The sequence below is a fragment of the Kribbella soli genome (assembly GCF_004331345.1).
In the GTDB taxonomy this organism is placed as follows: Bacteria; Actinomycetota; Actinomycetes; order Propionibacteriales; family Kribbellaceae; genus Kribbella; species Kribbella soli.
The window spans coordinates 334,089-349,764 of sequence record NZ_SJJZ01000003.1; the positions used below are offsets into that span (position 1 = coordinate 334,089).

The window sequence follows — 15,676 nt, forward strand, 5'->3', positions numbered from 1 at the left end:
CCGCATCCCTTGGACAAATCGGCTTGAAGTTGACGTAGCGGCAACATCTACCGTCGGGGACGTCGACGGAAAGGAGCAGTTCGATGGCGTGGTCGATCGCGCAGGTGGCCCGGTCCTCCGGTGTCACCTCCCGCACGCTCCGGCACTACCACTCCATCGGCCTGCTGATGCCGGCCCGGGTCGCGCCCAACGGCCGGCGGTACTACGAGCAGGAGCAGCTGTTGCGGTTGCAGCAGATCCTCCTGCTCCGGGACCTCGGGCTGAGTCTGGACGTGGTGGGCGAGGTAATCGCGCACCGCGACGAGCAGGACGCGATCGAGGTGCTCGCCAAGCACAAGGAGTGGCTGGTCAAGGAGCAACTGCGCCTTGGCCGGCTGGTGCAGACCGTCGACGCCACCATCGACAACTTGAAGAGAGGAGGAGAGATGTCACCGGACAAGGTCTTCGAAGGATTCGAGCGCAACCCGTACGAGGCCGAAGCGCGCGAGCGCTGGGGCGACGAAGCAGTGGATGCGAGCTACCAGCGGATGCGCGGCTGGACCGAGGCGGACGCCGAGAAGGCCCGGACGGGCTACCCCCGCGTCCACGAAGGGCTGGCCGCGCTGAAGGCGGAAGGGGTCGCAGTGACCGAGCTGAGTGTGCAGGAGCTGATCCAGCTGCACCACGAGGTCACCTGTCTGTTCTGGACGCCGACACGTGAGGCGTACAAGGGCCTCGGGCAGATGTACGTCGACGACGAGCGGTTCCGCCAGAACATCGGCAGTGGCGACGACGCATTGGTCGAGTACATGCGCGACGCCATGACCGTCTACGCCGACAGCAAGCTGGAGAGCTGATCCAGGACCTCGGAGGCTGCAGACTCCGGGGTCCTCTAGGGTAAGCCGGTGGTCGAGCCGCGGAGGGTTGAGCTGACGGAAGCTCAGACGTCACGTGCCAGCCGGACCTATTGGGACGGGGTCGCGGCTGAGTACCTGGTCGAGCACGGCGACTTCCTCGGTGACGACCGGTTCGTCTGGTGTCCGGAGGGCGTCGACGAGGAGGCGGCCCAGTTGCTCGGGCCGGTCCGCGGCAAGCGGATCCTCGAGGTCGGCTGCGGTGCGGCCCAGTGCTCGCGCTGGCTCGCCGGGCAGGGCGCCGATGTGGTTGCCTTCGACATCTCGATCGAGCAGCTCCGGATCGCTCAAGAACTCGACGTACGCACCGGCACGGCGGTCCGCACGGTGGCCGCTGACGCTGTCGCACTCCCCTACCGCGACAGCACCTTCGACATCGTCTGCTCCGCTTTCGGAGCGCTCCCGTTCGTGGCCGACGTCGGTACGGCGTTCCACGAGATCGCGCGCGTCCTGAAGCCCGGGGGGCTGCTGGTGTTCTCGGTGACTCACCCGTTCCGCTGGACGATGCCCGACGACCCGTCGGCCGCCGGCCTGCGGATCACCCACTCCTACTTCGACCGGACGCCGTACGTCGAGGTCGACGCGTCCGGCACGCCGGTGTACGCCGAGCACCACCGCACGACCGGCGACTGGATCCGGGAGCTGACCGGCTCCGGGTTCGTCGTCGACGACCTGCTCGAACCGGAATGGCCGGCCGGGCACCGGCTCATCTGGGGCGGCTGGGGACCCGAGCGTGGCCCCCTCGTCCCCGGCACAGCCATCTGGACCGCCCACAAAGGACAGACCGCATGACCCGATTCCCCGCAGTGGACGGACTGCGAGTGATAGCTGCACTCGCAGTGGTGGTGTCACAGGTCGGTCTGCACACGCATGCGCCGTTCGCCGGGGTCGTGTCCCGGCTGGACGTCGGCTGGGCCATCTTCTGTGCAGTGTCCGGGTTCCTGCTCTACCGGCCGCACGTACTGGCGTGGTTCTCCGGCACCCTGCCCCCGCTCACCCTCCCGTACCTGCGCAGCCGCGCACTACGCATCCTCCCGGCACTGTTGGTCGCCGTCGTGCTGTCGATCGTCCTCGTCCCACAGCCGGCGACCACCTACCTCCGCTGGGCCGTCCTGACGCCGCTCCCGTTCTACCTGCTCCTGCCCGGTCTGGGGCGGCTGCTGACCGGGTACGAGCGTCCCACCCGCCGCAGTGTCCGGTGGCGGCTCCTGGTCCTGGTCGCGCTGACCGTGCTCGGACCGGTGTGGATGGCCGCGGTTATGGCAACCGGTCACCCCGAGGCAGGGCTCTGGCTGCCCGGGTACCTCGGCTGGTTCGCCGTCGGCATGGGTATGGCGCTCTGGCAGGTCGCCCGCGCCACAGGTCGGCTCGGCCCGTCAACACTCGACATGCTGACCAGAGTCCCCGGCACACTCTGGGGAATCGCTGCAGCGCTCCTGCTGATCACCGCGACTCCGATCGCCGGTCCGTACGACCACTCCACCCCCACAGCCGCGCAGGCGCTCATCAAGAGCCTGCTCTACACAGTCGTCGTCGCCTGTGTCCTCTTCCCGGTCCTGACGCCTACAGCCAGGACAGTCCGCGTACTGGGCGGTCGACCGGCGCAGCTCGCAGCACAGCTCTCGTACGGCGTTGTGGCGTACCAGTTCGTCGTACTAGGCCTGATCGACGGTCCGTTCGCCGTACAACTGCCCGTGACTCTGCTGGCCTCTGTCGTCCTGGCAGCAGTCAGCTACCGCCTCGTCGAACGTCCTGTGGTGAAGAACGCGGCAGTGGCCAAGACCGAGAGCAAGGCAACCAGCCCGAGCAGCAGCCCGGCGCGGTAAGTCCTGTCCGGCATGAAGCTTGCCGTGACCACCTGCTCCGGCCCGGCCGGCAGGACCCAGCCCTGCTGCCAGCCGCCGATCCGGATCGGCGTGAGCTTCTGGCCGCTGCCGTCGTACGCCTCCCAGCCTTCGTTGTAGTTCTGCGCGACGGCCAGCACGGACTGCTCGTCCGCATCCGGCACCTCGACCGTCAGCTCGGTCGGGTTGGGACGCCAGACGTCCACACCCTGCACCGGCGTCACGGACACGTCTCCGAACCCCGCCTTCACCAGCGTGGTCTCGACCGGCACCAGCCCCCCGTTCGCCTGCACCTCCACCTGGTGGAGGCCGGACCGCAGCGGGATGGTCGACATCTGGCCACACAGGGCGAACGCCACCTGCCGCCGCTGCAGCAGATCCCGCATGGTCGCCGCGACCTGCGTCCGCGCCGGTACGCCGTCGACGCGGACCGTCGGCCCGTTGCCGCAGTACGCCGGAACCCGGCGCTGCGGAGGGACCGCCTTCCGCAGTTCGTCCGCACCGAGAACCTCGACCTCGGTCACGCCGACCGGACTGGTCCGCGCGTCCTGCAGCGGCTTCGTCGCGGTGAAGTCGATCCTGACGGTCCGCACGTGCCTCGTCGCGAACCGGACGTACCCACCGGCGTCGACCGTGGCCGGGAGCGTCGCACCGCCGTCGAAGTGCAACACGACCTCTGCCGGCCGCGAACCGTTCAGGTACGCCTGGAACCGCAGCCCCTGCACGTCCCTTGCTGCAGGCAACTTCAGTGTCAGGCTCGGTGCCGGGTCGTCCGGCGCGGCCAGCCAGCCGGTGCCGAGATCGCGGTCGACCGCCGCGTTCGGCCGTCCCTCCGGCGCGGCGACCGCCCGCGACGACGCCGTGGCGGTGATCGCTCCCGGCACCGACAGCAGCCGTTCGAGCGCCTCGCCGTCCCGCGGCAGGGCCGTCCCGCGGAGCTGGTACGTCGCGGCCTGCGGGAGCTGCACAATGCGGGACAGGCCGTTCGGTTCGGCGGAGTCCTTCGCCTGGTCTTGGCCACACAAGGCCCGCGCGCCAACGTGCAGACAGGCTGACCTGCCGATCTGCGCGTTCCGCAGTACCACTGCACTCGGCTGCTGCTGATCAGTCTGCTGGCTGTCGGTCGCGATCAGTGGCAGACCGTCCAGCTTGCCGTTGGCGTCTGCCCGCAGTACAGCAGCCCCCTGGCCACCGAGCGCGGTCACCACAGTCGGTACGTCGTCAGCGGTGCCGCCGACCGCTACGAGCCGGGACCGAGGGATCAGCCGACCTGGGGTGGTCGCCCCGACGTCGTAGATCTCCACGCTCGGGTACGGCAGGCGGGCCTGCCCAGGCGGGCCGAAGTACGCCACCCGTCCGATGCCGGAGTCGGCCAGACTCTCGTGGATCGCCAGCGACGGCGTGCCTTCCGGTACGTCGTTCCGTACGACGACGTACCGGACGCCGTCGCGGGTCAGCTCCTGACGCAGCGCCGGGTCACCGACGCCGGAGTCGATACGGCTCCGCATGTCATTCGTGAGCGCGGCCAGTGGGCGGCTCACGAGGGCAGCGAGCGGTTCGCTGGAGCTGGACAGGACCAGCACGCTGCCGGGTGTGGTCTGCTCGTCCAACCAGCTGGCCGCGTCCTCCCAGTGCGGCGGGATCGCAGCGAACGCCCCGTCCGGTCGGGTAAGCACCACGGGCAGGGCGGCGGCCACGGCCAGGCAGGTGACCAGAACAGGTACGACGCGGCGGTGGACGCCTCGTGTGACGGACAGGTTGGTCAGGCGGCGCAGGAAGTGCGCCGCAGCCAGTGCGAGCGGCACTGCGACCACCGCACCGGCGACCGGTATCCAGCGCGGGCTTTGCGGCGCAGCGCCGTACCGGAACTGCATGAGCAGTGGGACCAGCCACCAGATCGACGCTGCGACGACGAAGCCCAGCCACGCGACAGTCAGCTTCACCCTCGCGCGCACCAGGAGCCAGACGGCCGGTGCGACGAGGGTCGCGACGCCGGCCACCGGGTTGGCGCCGCCGATCAGCGCAAACGCGACAGCCGACCAGCTGACCCGCCACCAGCCGGAGCGGGCACCTGGTGAGACGAGTGGCAGTAATACCCACGGGGCCATGGCCAGCGGCCACACCTCGATGGGGAGCCCGCCGAACGCCAGTGGAACCACGGCGTACAGCAGTGCGACGGCGAGCCGTGTCCAAGGCACGCCGTACTGCAGGACGTTGCAGAGCTTCCAGATGCCGAGGAACGCGACGCACAGGACCAGCGACCACCACAGGCGCTGCGTGATCCAGTCCGGCACCGACAGCGTGTCCAGCAACCAGTGGAACGGCCCCATCGGAAACAGGTAGCCGTAGGCGTCACTCTGCAGTTGGCCGAACGCAGTGTGCGGATCCCACAGGTGCAGTGCGCGCGACAGGAACCCGCCCGGCCCGGCCGTCAGCTCGAGTCTGCGATCCGGAACGATCTGGCCGGGAGCACGCTGAAAGCACAGAGCGATCAGAGCAAGGCATCCCAGGACGAGCCGTGCCCGCCAGACGACCTGCTCCGAACTACCAGCTTTCAGCCTCCTCACCGGCCGGACATTAACGGATCCGGCGGCTCCTGGGCGGCATCGTTGCCGTACCGTGAGGTCCGGCAAATCTCACACGATCCGAGGCAGCGTAAATGACGTCTGGCATCACTCCGGCCGATGCACCGAAGGCCAAGCGCCTGGCGTTCCTGCGGCGGGCCACCGTGGTGGCCGTAGCGATGGCGATCATGAACGTCGCCGCCTACGGATTCACGCTCATCGGCACGCACCGGCTCGCCCCGGAACAGTTCGGCGCCCTCACGGCCTTGCTGGGTCTGCTGCTGATCGGCAATGTCGCCTCGCTCGGCCTGCAGGCAGCCGGCGCCCGCCAACTCGCGACACACTCCGGTGCCGGCGCCGGAGAACTGGCCGACGCGATGCTGAAGGCAGGCAATCGCGCGGCGCTCGGACTGACCGCGGTCTGCCTGGTGCTCACGCCGGTGTTCATGTGGCTGCTGCACATCGATTCGGTGGTCTCGATCCTGCTGCTCGCCCCGACGCTCGGCTGCCTGACGGTGATGGGGTCCCAGCTCGGCGTCCTCCAGGGCAGCAAACGCTGGACCGAGCTGGCCGCGATCTACACCTCCACCGGTGTCGGCCGCCTCGTCCTGGGCGGCGGCGCACTGCTCATCCGTCCGACGCTCGACTCAGCGATGATCGGTCTCGCGCTCGGCGCCGCCGTACCGGTCGTGATCGGCCGCATCGCGCTCCGCGGATCGACCGGCGCGACCAAGGACCAGGTCAAGGAGGTACTGCGGGAGACCGTGCACGGCACGCACACGCTGCTGGCGTTCTTCGCGCTCGCCAACGCCGACGTGTTGTTCGCCCGCGCATTGCTCGACGGCACGGACAGCGGGTACTACGCGGCCGGAGTGATCATCGCGAAAGCCTGCCTGTTCCTCCCGCAGTTCGTCATCGTCCTGGTGTTCCCGACCCTCGCACAGGCGCCGGGTGACACCCTGCGGCTGCGCAAGGCGATCGCGGCTGTCGCGGGTCTCGGTGTGTGCACGGTCATCGGCACCCTGATCCTTCCCGATCTGGTCGTCGCGATCATCGGCGGCGAGGAGAAGTACGCACCCCTCGGCCCCTACACCTGGCTGTTCGCAGTCTCCGGCTCCGCGTACGCCGTACTGCAGCTGGTCGTGTACGCCGCAATCGCGCAGCAGGAGAAGCGCGCCGCGCTGGCGATCTGGCTCGGTCTGGTGGTGCTCGCGGTGGCCGCCGGGGTCATTCTCGGCACCGGCATCGCGACCGGCCTGGACGGCGTGAAGGTGCTGGCCGCGATGACCAGCACCTGCGCGCTCCTGCTGTCGGCAGGCCTGGCGGCAGGACTGCACCGCCAGGCCGCCGAATCACCACAAGCTTGACTTCGCGAACCGCCGGGCGAACGTGTTCGCCAGCACCAGCAACACCAGCCCGATCACCGATCTGAACAGCCCGATCGCGGTCGCATAACTGAACTGTGGGACGGACGAGGCCAGGCCGATCTTGTAGACGTAGGTATCGATCACCTCCGCTACGTCGAGATTCAGGCTGTTCTGCATCAGCAGCACCTTCTCGAAGCCGACGGACAGGATCCGGCCGATGTCCAGGATCAGCAGGATCACCGCGACCGGCACGATCGCCGGCAGATCGATGTGCCACATCCGCCGCAACCGGGACGCCCCGTCCACGATCGCCGCCTCGTGCAGCTCCGGCGGCACGCTGGTCAGCGCGGCCAGGTAGATGATCGCTGCGAATCCCATCGTCTGCCACGCGCCCGACCAGACGAAGAGATGCCGGAACATCCCCGAGTCGCCCATGACATCGGTCGGACCGAACCCGAACAACCCGATCAGCTTGTTCGTCACACCGGTGTTCGGACTGGTCAGGACCACGAGCAGACCGACCACGACCACTGTCGAGATGAAGTGCGGCGCGTAGGTGATCAGCTGCGTCGTGCGGCTGAACCACTTCTTCCGAACCGTGTTCAGGCACAGCGCGAGGATGATCGGCAACGGGAACGTCGCGACCAGTTCGTAGACGTGCAGATACACGGTGTTCTTGATCAGCCGCCAGAACTGGTACGACTCCACGAACCGGTCGAAGTACTTCATCCCGGCCCAGGGGCTGCCCCAGATCCCGGACACCACGTTGTAGTCCTTGAACGCGATGATCACGCCGTACATCGGCCAGTACGCGAAGATGGCCAGCCAGATCAGCGGCAGCGCGAGCATCGCGTACAGCTGCCAGTTCCTGCGGATCCGCAGCCCGAGGCCGACCCTGGACTTCGCCACCCGAGTGCGCTTGTGGCCGGCCGACCGCACCGACGACCTTGTCTCAGTTTCTGTTGTGGCCACGAGACCTCATCCCTTCAGGGAGCCGATCATGGCTCCCTTGACGAAGTGCTTCTGGACGAAGGGGTAGACCAGCAGCGGCGGAATCATGCCGATCACGATCAGCGAGTACTTCAGCTGCTGCTGCAACTCCTGCATCTGCGCCAGCTTGCTGGTGTCGGCCATCTGCGACGGGTCGACCTTGGTCTGGAGCAAGATCTGCCGCAGGATCACCTGCAACGGGAACAGGTGCTCGTTGGTCAGGTAGATCAGCGCGTTGAAGAACGAGTTCCACGAACCGACCGCGTAGAACAGCAGATTCACCGCGATGATCGGCTTGCTCAGCGGCAGGACGACGCGCCAGAAGAACCCGAAGTCGCTGCAGCCGTCCACCTTCCCGGCCTCCACCAACTCCTCCGGGATCGTCACCATGAAGTAGGTCCGGGTAATGATCACGTTCCAGACCGCCAGCGCGGTCGGCAGGATCATCGCCCACCGCGTGTTCAGCAACCCCAGCTCGTGCACGACCAGATACGTCGGGATCAGCCCACCGCTGAACATCATCGTGAACACGAACGCCGCCATGATGATCCCTTTGCCCGGCAGCCCCTTCCGCGACAACGGGTACGCCGCGAGCAGCGTGAGGATCGTGGCGACCAGAGCGCCGGCGACCGCGTAGAACACCGAGTTGCCGAAGCCGCTGACGATCGACTTGTAGTCGAGGATCGCCTTGTACGCATCCAGCGTGAACCCGACCGGCCACAGCCACACCTCGCCGGCGGACACCAGCTTGGTGTTGCTGACGGAGGCACTGAGGACGTAGACGATCGGGTACAGCACCGCCAGGCAGAAGAGCCCGAGGGCGGTGTAGATACAGGCCAGCGCGATCTTGTCGCTCTTGGTGTCCTGGATCGGCGCACCGGCCCCGAGCCGCCGCTCGTCCGGCGCCAGCGTCGTTCCCGCGCTCATCCGTTGTACGTCTCGTAGGCGGTCTGCTGGAGTTCCAGATACGGCTTCACGCCGATCTTCGCGACCCGGCCCTTGTAGTCGTTCCACGCACCGTCGTCGTTGGGGTCGAGCTGCCCGGTGAGGAACTTGGCGAACGACTGGTTCACCTCGCCCTTGAGGTTGGTCCTCAGCTCCGCCTCCTGCGCGGCCTGGTCCTGGTCCAGGGTGACCGGCGGGAACTGCATCTCCGGCGGCTGCTTGTGCGGGAAGTACTTGTCCCTGGTCTGCTCGTAGAGCGGCTTCTCGAAGGTCATGTCCTTCGGGTTCACCCGCTCACTGAGCCGGAAGTCCTGGGACCGGTACATCGGGTTGTCCTGGCTCCAGTTGATGTTCTTCTGCGAGTTCCAGGTCGCGTCGAACCCGTAGACCGCCTGCTTGCCGTTGATCCCGAGCTCGCCCTTCTTCGCCCACGAGAACGCCGGACCGCCGTATCCGCGCAGGATCGCCTCCAGCTCGTACTGGGCGTCGGCCCACTGGACCAACTGCTCCGGCTTGGCGCACTTCTTGGTGATCACCAGGTGGGCCACCTCGACGCCGACGCCGGTGTAGTCCCACGCGGCGTACTGGACGCCGTTCGGTCCCTTCAGCGGCGGGCACGCCTCGTACTGGCGCCAGCGCGCGTGCGGGTCCTTCTGGTCGATGTCCAGGAAGACGCCCCAGTAGTTCGTCCGCGCGCCCCCGATCAGCGGCTTGCCGGACGCGTTGCCGTAGCGCTTCAGCTGGTCCTCGTCGGCGGTGAACACGTCCCGGTTGATCAGCCCGTCCTTGTACAGGCTGTTCACGAACTTCAGCCCCTCACGCCACTCGTCCTTGTCGAACGCGACGTCGACCTTGCCGTCGCGAACCACCAGCCACGGCTCACCCGGGTTGTAGAGGAACGGGTTCATGAAGAACGGGTCGATCGGGGAGTCCTTGTAGCCGGCGAACGGAATCGTCTTGCCGTTGCCCGCCAGGTCGGCCTTCTTGAATGCGCGCAGTACTTCGTGGAACTCGTCGGTGGTCTGCGGCATGGCCAGCCCGACCTGCTTGATCCACTCGGTGTTCAGCCAGGCGCGGCCGTCGCTGGCCCGGCAGTGGTAGCAGTCGTTGATGCCGGGGAAGGAGTAGATCTTCTTGTCCGGCGCCTGGATCAGCTTGCGGGTGTCGGGATAGTCCTTCATCGCCTGCTGCAGGTTCAGCGCGTACCCGTCGATGTACTGGCCGACGTCGGTGAACAGTCCCTGCTGGCCGTACAGGAACAGTTGCGACCGGGTGAACGCGATCCCGAGGAAGGCGTCCGGGATGTCACCGGCGGCGATCATCGCGTTGACCTTGGTCATCACGTCGTCGTCGGTGCCGCCGACCTGCATCCACTCGATGTGGATCCCGGTCTTCTGCTCCAGCCACTTGGTGAACGCGTTGGTCTTCCAGTCGCCGATCGTCACGTCCTGCTTGACGACGATCTTGAACGTCGTCTTCTCGGTCGTGATCGGCGTCAGCGTGCGGGCGACCGGGCCGACGTACCCCTCCGGATACTGCACTGTCGCCAGCTTCGGGCCGAGCGTGACGCTGGGCGCCGCGGCGCCTGAACCCGGGGCTGCGGTGCCGGCGTTGCTCGAGCCACTGCACGCGCTGAGCACACCGCCGCCGGCGGCCGCGGTCAGTCCGAGGGCTCCGGCGATGAGTGATCGGCGGCTGAGTCCCGGGCGTGCGTGATCGTTCGGCATGGTTCCTCCTAGGCGGCGGGGTCGGAACGGAGACGAAAGATCCGAGAGCAATATCCGATAGGATCTCGGATCTTTTGCCCGGGAGAATGACATACAACGCGACCCGACGGAAGGTCTCGTCCGATACCGATCGGGATCGATCAATCACTGTTCGTATCTTGCGCGGCAAACGCTTGCCGCTTGCGTTCGGCCACCCAAATTTCTTGCGGCGAAGAAAGTCCTGGACGCCGGCCTCGGTAGGGTTCTGGGCATGCCGACACCGAAATTCGTCCTCGACCTGCGCGAGAAGATCGGGCACGACCTGTTGTGGCTGAGCGGGCTGACCGCGGTCGTGCTCAACGACCGCGACGAGGTGCTCCTCGTCGAACGCGCCGACAACGGCCGGTGGAGCCTGGTTGCCGGGATCCTCGAGCCGGGTGAGCAGCCGGCCGTCGGGCTGGTGCGCGAGATCCAGGAGGAGACCGCGGTCGAGGCAGTCGTCGAGCGCCTGGTCAGCGTCGAGTCACTCCCACCCGGCAGCTACCCGAACGGCGACCAGGTCCAGTTCCTCGACCTCTGCTTCCGCTGCCGCCCCGTCCGCGGCGAGCCCCGCGTCAACGACGACGAGTCCCTCGACGTCCGCTGGTGGCCCCTGAACGACCTCCCAGACCTCACCGACCGGGAGAGAGCCTGCATCCAGCGAGCCCTCTCCCCCGATCCCCTACCGGTGTTCGCGACCTCTTAGTGGGCGGCCTCGTGCCAGGTGCGGCCGACGCCGACAGACACGTCCAGCGGGACGGCCATGTCGACGGCGTGGCCCATGTCGTGGCGGACCAGGTCCTCGAGGGCCTCGCGTTCGCCGGGGGCGATCTCGAAGACGAGTTCGTCGTGGACCTGGAGCAGCATCCGTGACTTCAGGCCGGACTCGCGCAGCGACCGCTCGACCTTCAGCATCGCCATCTTGATGACGTCCGCGGCCGACCCCTGGATCGGCGCGTTCAGCGCCATCCGCTCGGCCATCTCGCGGCGCTGCCGGTTGTCGCTGGTCAGGTCCGGCAGGTACCGCCGGCGGCCCAGGATCGTCTCGGTGTACCCGGTCTTACCGGCGTCGATCACGATCGACCGCAGGTAGTCCCGGACCCCGCCGAAGCCCTCGAAGTACTCGTCCATCAGGCCCTTGGCCTCGTCGACACCGATCTTCAGCTGCTGGCTCAGCCCGTACGCCGACAGGCCGTACGCGAGCCCGTAGTTCATCGCCTTGATCTTCGCGCGCTGCTCCTGGGTCACCGCGGACGGCTCGACCGAGAACACCCGGGACGCGGTCACCGAGTGGAAGTCCATCCCGGAGTTGAACGCGTCGATCAGGCCCTGGTCCTTCGACACGTGCGCCATGATCCGCATCTCGATCTGGCTGTAGTCCGCCGACATCAGCGACTCGTTGCCCTCGCCGACCACGAACGCCTGCCGGATCCGGCGCCCTTCCTCGGTGCGGATCGGGATGTTCTGCAGGTTCGGCTCGGTCGAGCTCAGCCGACCGGTCGCCGCGATGGTCTGGTTGAACGTCGTGTGGATCCGGCCGTCGCGCGGGCTGATCGTCTTCAGCAGACCCTCGACCGTCTGCCGCAGCCGGGTCGCGTCCCGGTGCGCCAGCAGGTACGCCAGGAACGGGTGCTCGGTCTTCTCGAACAGCGCCTGCAGCGAGTCCGCGTCCGTGGTGTACCCGGTCTTGGTCCGCTTGGTCTTCGGCATCTGCAGCTCGTCGAACAGCACCACCTGCAGCTGCTTCGGCGACCCGAGGTTGATCTCCTTGCCGATCACCTCGTACGCCGACGTGGCCGCGTCCCGTACGCCGGTGGCGAACCGCTCCTCGAGCTGTTCCAGGTACGCCCGGTCGACCGCGATCCCGTCCCGCTCCATCGCGGCGATCACCTGGATCAGCGGCAGCTCGACGTCCGCGAGCAGCGCCGTACCGGCCTGCTTCTCGAGCTCGGCGTCGAGAGTGTCCGCGAGGTCCGCGATCGCGCGGGCGCGCAGCATCGTGTGGTCCGCGGCCGGCCCGCCCTCGACGTCGTCGAAGCTGAGCTGGCCGTTCTCGGCCTCCTCGTTGCGCAGCTCGCGCTTGAGGTACCGAACGGTGAGGTCGGCGAGGTCGTACGCCCGCTGATCCGGGCGGACCAGGTACGCACTGAGCTGGGTGTCCGAGCTGAGGCCGGCCAGGGTCCAGCCGCGCTCCAGGAAGCCGAGCAGCGGGCCGTTCACATCGTGCAGCGCCTTCGGCTGCTTCTCGTCGGCGAGCCAGGCCTGCCAGGCGGACTCGTCGTCCGGCGTCATCGTGGTCGGGTCGAACCAGGCCGCCGCACCGGACGTGTTCGCCAGCGCCAGACCGGTGATCTGACCGGTGCCGCCGCCCCAGCTGCCCTGCACCGCGACACCGACGCGGTCACCGCCGCTCACGTGCTCCTTCAGCCAGGCCCCCACCTCGCCCGGCTTCAGCTGCACGCCCTCCAGCTCGAAGCCGTGGTCGACGGCCGCGTCGACCTCCTCGTGCTCGGCGACCAGCCGCTCGCGCAGCACCCGGAACTCCAGGCTGTCGAACAGCGTGTGCACCTTCTCCCGGTCCCACGGGATACGGGCCAGGTCGTCGACCGAGACGTCCAGTGTCAGGTCGCGGACCAGCTCGTTGATCTGCCGGTTCCGGATCACGTCGGCGAGGTGCTCACGCAGCGACTCACCGGCCTTGCCCTTGATCTCGTTCACCCGGTCGATCACGTCGTTCAGCGAGCCGAACTGGTTCAGCCACTTGGCCGCCGTCTTCGGGCCGACCCCGGGCACGCCCGGGAGGTTGTCGCTCTGCTCCCCCACCAGCGCGGCGAGATCCGGATACAGCCGCGGGCCGACGCCGTACTTCTCCTCGATCGCGGCCGGGTCCATCCGGGCGATCTCGGACACGCCGCGCTTCGGGTACAGCACCGTGACGTCCTCGCTGACCAGCTGGAACGAGTCCCGGTCACCGCTGCTGATCAGCACCTCGAAGCCCTGCTCGGACGCCTGCGTGGCGAGCGTCGCGATGATGTCGTCGGCCTCCCAGCCGTCGATCTCCGTGGTCGGGATCCGGAGCGCCTCCAGCACCTCCTTGACCAGCGAGATCTGCCCCTTGAACTCGTCCGGCGACTTCGACCGGCCCGCCTTGTACTCCGTGTACTGCTCGGAGCGGAACGTCTTGCGGGACACGTCGAACGCGACACAGACATGCGTGGGCTGCTCGTCGCGCAGCATGTTGATCAGCATCGAGGTGAACCCGTACACCGCGTTGGTGTGCTGCCCGGTGGTGGTGGAGAAGTTCTCCACCGGGAGCGCGTAGAACGCCCGGTACGCCAGGGAGTGCCCGTCCAGCAGCAGGACCCGCGGTCGCCCGGTGCCCGGGGTTGCGGAGTCCTTGGTCATCGTAGAAGTGTCGGTATCTGGAGCCACACACCGACTCTAGTGGGTCCCGTGGACAGTTCTGACACACTGCTTCCGTGACAGATGAAACGAACCTCGGACCAGGTATGGGCATGGAGGGCACCCTCCTCCAGCTGATGGGAATCGTTGTCAGCGAAGCGTCACCCGAACGGGTGGTCGCGACGATGCCCGTCAAGGGCAACACGCAGCCGTACGGCCTCCTGCACGGCGGCGCGTCCTGTGTGCTGGCCGAGAGCCTCGGCTCGATCGGGTCGGCGCTGCACGCGGCGACGTCCGGGAAGGTCGCGGTCGGCGTCGACATCAACGCGACCCACCACCGCGCGGTCCGCGACGGGGTCGTCACCGGCGTCGCGACACCGATCTACCTCGGCCGGACCACCACGTCGTACGAGGTGGTCGTCACCGACGACCGGGACAAGCGGGTGTGCACCGCCCGGATCACTTGCCAGCTGATTCAGGCTCCGCCCGGGAGCTGACCGCGCGACGGGCGATCGCCGAGCGGCGCGACGACAGCAGGGCGAGCAGGTTCGGCGCATGCTCGGCGTTGAGCCGGCGACGTACGGTGTGCGTGTTCGCGAACCGCAGTACGCCGGCCTGCCCGAGGCCGAGGCGGGCGAGGAAGCGGTTCGCCTCGCGGGCGATCGCGGGCGCGACCACGGCCAGGTGGAGGCAGCTCTCGTGCTCGGCCCAGGCGACCGCTTCCGCGATCAGTGCCTTCCCGAGGCCGTGCCGGCGGGACGTGTCGCTGACGTGCAGGTACTCGACCGTGACGGTCGAGTCGTCGTGCAGCGGACTGATCATGGTCCGGCGCAGATACGCCATCCCGTGCACGTGACCGTCCAGCTCGACCACCAGCAACCGGCCGAACGGGTCGTCCAGATGCTTGCTGACGGCAACCTCGGCCGCAGCGGGCGACGGCGGGGCCGGGAGCCGGGACGGCAGACCGGCAGCGGTGCTGAGCTCACGCCACAGCGCCACCAGCGCGTCGGCGTCGCTCGGCCGGGCGTCCCTCACCTCGACGGCAGCCACCACAGCGACCTCCCGGTACGGTCCACCCCCGAGGTGAACAGACGGGCGGATACGCTCGTCCTCGCGCAACAGTAGGCCCTCGGGGGTCACATGCAAAGCTGACCACAGATGTCCGGAGGGACCAGTTTGTTCATCGGGATCGGGACCGTCGTGAACGTCGCGACAGTGCTCGTCGGTTCGGTACTCGGCGTACTCGTCGGCCACCGGCTCAGTCACCGCACCAGGGACCTCGTCACCGACGCGATCGGCCTGGTCACGCTCCTCATCGCAATTTCTTCTGCACTCGCCGTCGGCGACCACACACTCAGCGACGCGGTCGGCGACAGCGCCCCGATCCTGATCGTGCTGGGCGCGATGCTGATCGGCGGGATCGTCGGATCGCTGCTCAGGATCGAGCAGCGGCTGGAGGGTTTCGGCGCGTGGATGCAGCGCCGGTTCGACCGCGGCGAAGGGCAGAGCACGTTCGTCGAAGGGTTCGTGTCCGCGTCGATGGTGTTCTGCGTCGGCCCGCTGACGTTTCTCGGCGCCTTGTCCGACGGACTCGGCCGCGGCGCGGATCAGCTGTTCTTGAAGGCGGTTCTGGACGGCTTCACGTCGATCGCCTTCGCCGCGTCGTTCGGCTGGGGCGTCGCCGCGTCGGCCTTGGTGATCCTCGTCGTACAGGGCTCGATGACGGCCGTCGGTGCGGTACTGGGCGACGTACTGCCAGATGCTCACGTGATCGCACTCGGCGCGACAGGTGGCGTGATGCTCATCGGTGTCGCGCTGCGGCTGCTCAAGCTGAAGCAGGTGGCCGTCGCCGACCTGCTGCCGGCGTTGATCGTCGCGCCGCTGCTGGTTCAGTTGCTCGTTGTCATCCGCAACTGAACCAGCAGC

General features: G+C 67.7%; 13 protein-coding genes. 7 read left to right on the plus strand and 6 right to left on the minus strand.

Features of this window, described 5'->3' with window-relative positions; genetic code table 11:
• Positions 1-83 precede the first annotated feature (83 nt).
• Genes E0H45_RS24560 through E0H45_RS24570 form a run of 3 tightly spaced genes read left to right on the plus strand, consistent with a single transcriptional unit; the run spans position 84 to position 2,719 of the window.
• Positions 84-836, plus strand: a complete 753-nt coding sequence (locus E0H45_RS24560) for a MerR family transcriptional regulator (protein WP_131341412.1) — start codon at positions 84-86, stop codon at positions 834-836.
• A 48-nt stretch (positions 837-884) separates the two neighbouring features.
• Positions 885-1,685, plus strand: coding sequence for a class I SAM-dependent methyltransferase (locus E0H45_RS24565; protein WP_131341414.1), 801 nt, complete (start codon positions 885-887; stop codon positions 1,683-1,685).
• Positions 1,682-2,719 carry an acyltransferase family protein gene (locus tag E0H45_RS24570; protein WP_131341417.1) on the plus strand — a complete coding sequence of 346 codons (1,038 nt, stop codon included), beginning with the start codon at positions 1,682-1,684 and terminating at the stop codon, positions 2,717-2,719. The genes E0H45_RS24565 and E0H45_RS24570 overlap by 4 nt, the downstream gene beginning before the upstream one ends.
• Here E0H45_RS24570 and E0H45_RS24575 read toward each other — a convergent pair.
• Entirely contained in the window at positions 2,626-5,304 is a 2,679-nt protein-coding gene (locus tag E0H45_RS24575) for an alpha-(1->3)-arabinofuranosyltransferase domain-containing protein (RefSeq protein WP_238155239.1), read from the minus strand. The genes E0H45_RS24570 and E0H45_RS24575 overlap by 94 nt on opposite strands.
• Before the next feature lie 92 nt (positions 5,305-5,396).
• On the opposite strand from E0H45_RS24575, the gene E0H45_RS24580 reads away from it, so the two are divergent.
• A complete protein-coding gene (locus E0H45_RS24580; RefSeq protein WP_131341420.1) occupies positions 5,397-6,668 on the plus strand; it encodes an MATE family efflux transporter in 1,272 nt (423 codons plus the stop codon).
• On the opposite strand, the gene E0H45_RS24585 is transcribed toward E0H45_RS24580, so the two are convergent.
• The 3 genes from E0H45_RS24585 to E0H45_RS24595 form a co-directional block, all read right to left on the minus strand.
• A complete protein-coding gene (locus tag E0H45_RS24585; RefSeq protein ID WP_238155240.1) occupies positions 6,654-7,577 on the minus strand; it encodes an ABC transporter permease in 924 nt (307 codons plus the stop codon). The genes E0H45_RS24580 and E0H45_RS24585 overlap by 15 nt on opposite strands.
• A 69-nt stretch (positions 7,578-7,646) precedes the next feature.
• Positions 7,647-8,585, minus strand: a complete 939-nt coding sequence (locus E0H45_RS24590) for a carbohydrate ABC transporter permease (RefSeq protein ID WP_131341423.1) — start codon at positions 8,583-8,585, stop codon at positions 7,647-7,649.
• Positions 8,582-10,330 carry an extracellular solute-binding protein gene (locus E0H45_RS24595; RefSeq protein ID WP_165546584.1) on the minus strand — a complete coding sequence of 583 codons (1,749 nt, stop codon included), beginning with the start codon at positions 10,328-10,330 and terminating at the stop codon, positions 8,582-8,584. Before E0H45_RS24595 ends, E0H45_RS24590 begins: the two co-directional genes overlap by 4 nt.
• 250 nt (positions 10,331-10,580) lie before the next feature.
• On the opposite strand from E0H45_RS24595, the gene E0H45_RS24600 reads away from it, so the two are divergent.
• The gene (locus E0H45_RS24600) at positions 10,581-11,054 is read left to right on the plus strand and encodes an NUDIX hydrolase (protein ID WP_131341428.1); all 474 of its coding nucleotides are present in this window, start codon (positions 10,581-10,583) and stop codon (positions 11,052-11,054) included.
• On the opposite strand, the gene polA is transcribed toward E0H45_RS24600, so the two are convergent.
• The gene (polA, locus tag E0H45_RS24605; RefSeq protein ID WP_131341431.1) at positions 11,051-13,753 is read right to left on the minus strand and encodes a DNA polymerase I; all 2,703 of its coding nucleotides are present in this window, start codon (positions 13,751-13,753) and stop codon (positions 11,051-11,053) included. The genes E0H45_RS24600 and polA overlap by 4 nt on opposite strands.
• Before the next feature lie 104 nt (positions 13,754-13,857).
• On the opposite strand from polA, the gene E0H45_RS24610 reads away from it, so the two are divergent.
• The gene (locus E0H45_RS24610; RefSeq protein WP_131343774.1) at positions 13,858-14,247 is read left to right on the plus strand and encodes a hotdog fold thioesterase; all 390 of its coding nucleotides are present in this window, start codon (positions 13,858-13,860) and stop codon (positions 14,245-14,247) included.
• On the opposite strand, the gene E0H45_RS24615 is transcribed toward E0H45_RS24610, so the two are convergent.
• The gene (locus E0H45_RS24615) at positions 14,210-14,800 is read right to left on the minus strand and encodes a GNAT family N-acetyltransferase (RefSeq protein WP_238155244.1); all 591 of its coding nucleotides are present in this window, start codon (positions 14,798-14,800) and stop codon (positions 14,210-14,212) included. The two genes, E0H45_RS24610 and E0H45_RS24615, sit on opposite strands and share 38 nt — an antisense overlap.
• A 108-nt stretch (positions 14,801-14,908) precedes the next feature.
• On the opposite strand from E0H45_RS24615, the gene E0H45_RS24620 reads away from it, so the two are divergent.
• A complete protein-coding gene (locus tag E0H45_RS24620) occupies positions 14,909-15,667 on the plus strand; it encodes a DUF554 domain-containing protein (protein WP_131341436.1) in 759 nt (252 codons plus the stop codon).
• Positions 15,668-15,676: the final 9 nt, after the last annotated feature.

Coding starts and splice junctions, on each gene's coding strand:
- E0H45_RS24570 (WP_131341417.1), top strand. CDS start 1,682: ATGACCCGATTCCCCGCAGTGGACGGACTGCGAGTGATAGCTGCACTC.
- E0H45_RS24595 (WP_165546584.1), bottom strand. CDS start 10,330: ATGCCGAACGATCACGCACGCCCGGGACTCAGCCGCCGATCACTCATC.
- E0H45_RS24580 (WP_131341420.1), top strand. CDS start 5,397: ATGACGTCTGGCATCACTCCGGCCGATGCACCGAAGGCCAAGCGCCTG.
- E0H45_RS24600 (WP_131341428.1), top strand. CDS start 10,581: ATGCCGACACCGAAATTCGTCCTCGACCTGCGCGAGAAGATCGGGCAC.
- E0H45_RS24560 (WP_131341412.1), top strand. CDS start 84: ATGGCGTGGTCGATCGCGCAGGTGGCCCGGTCCTCCGGTGTCACCTCC.
- E0H45_RS24610 (WP_131343774.1), top strand. CDS start 13,858: ATGGGCATGGAGGGCACCCTCCTCCAGCTGATGGGAATCGTTGTCAGC.
- E0H45_RS24590 (WP_131341423.1), bottom strand. CDS start 8,585: ATGAGCGCGGGAACGACGCTGGCGCCGGACGAGCGGCGGCTCGGGGCC.
- E0H45_RS24620 (WP_131341436.1), top strand. CDS start 14,909: ATGTCCGGAGGGACCAGTTTGTTCATCGGGATCGGGACCGTCGTGAAC.
- polA (WP_131341431.1), bottom strand. CDS start 13,753: ATGACCAAGGACTCCGCAACCCCGGGCACCGGGCGACCGCGGGTCCTG.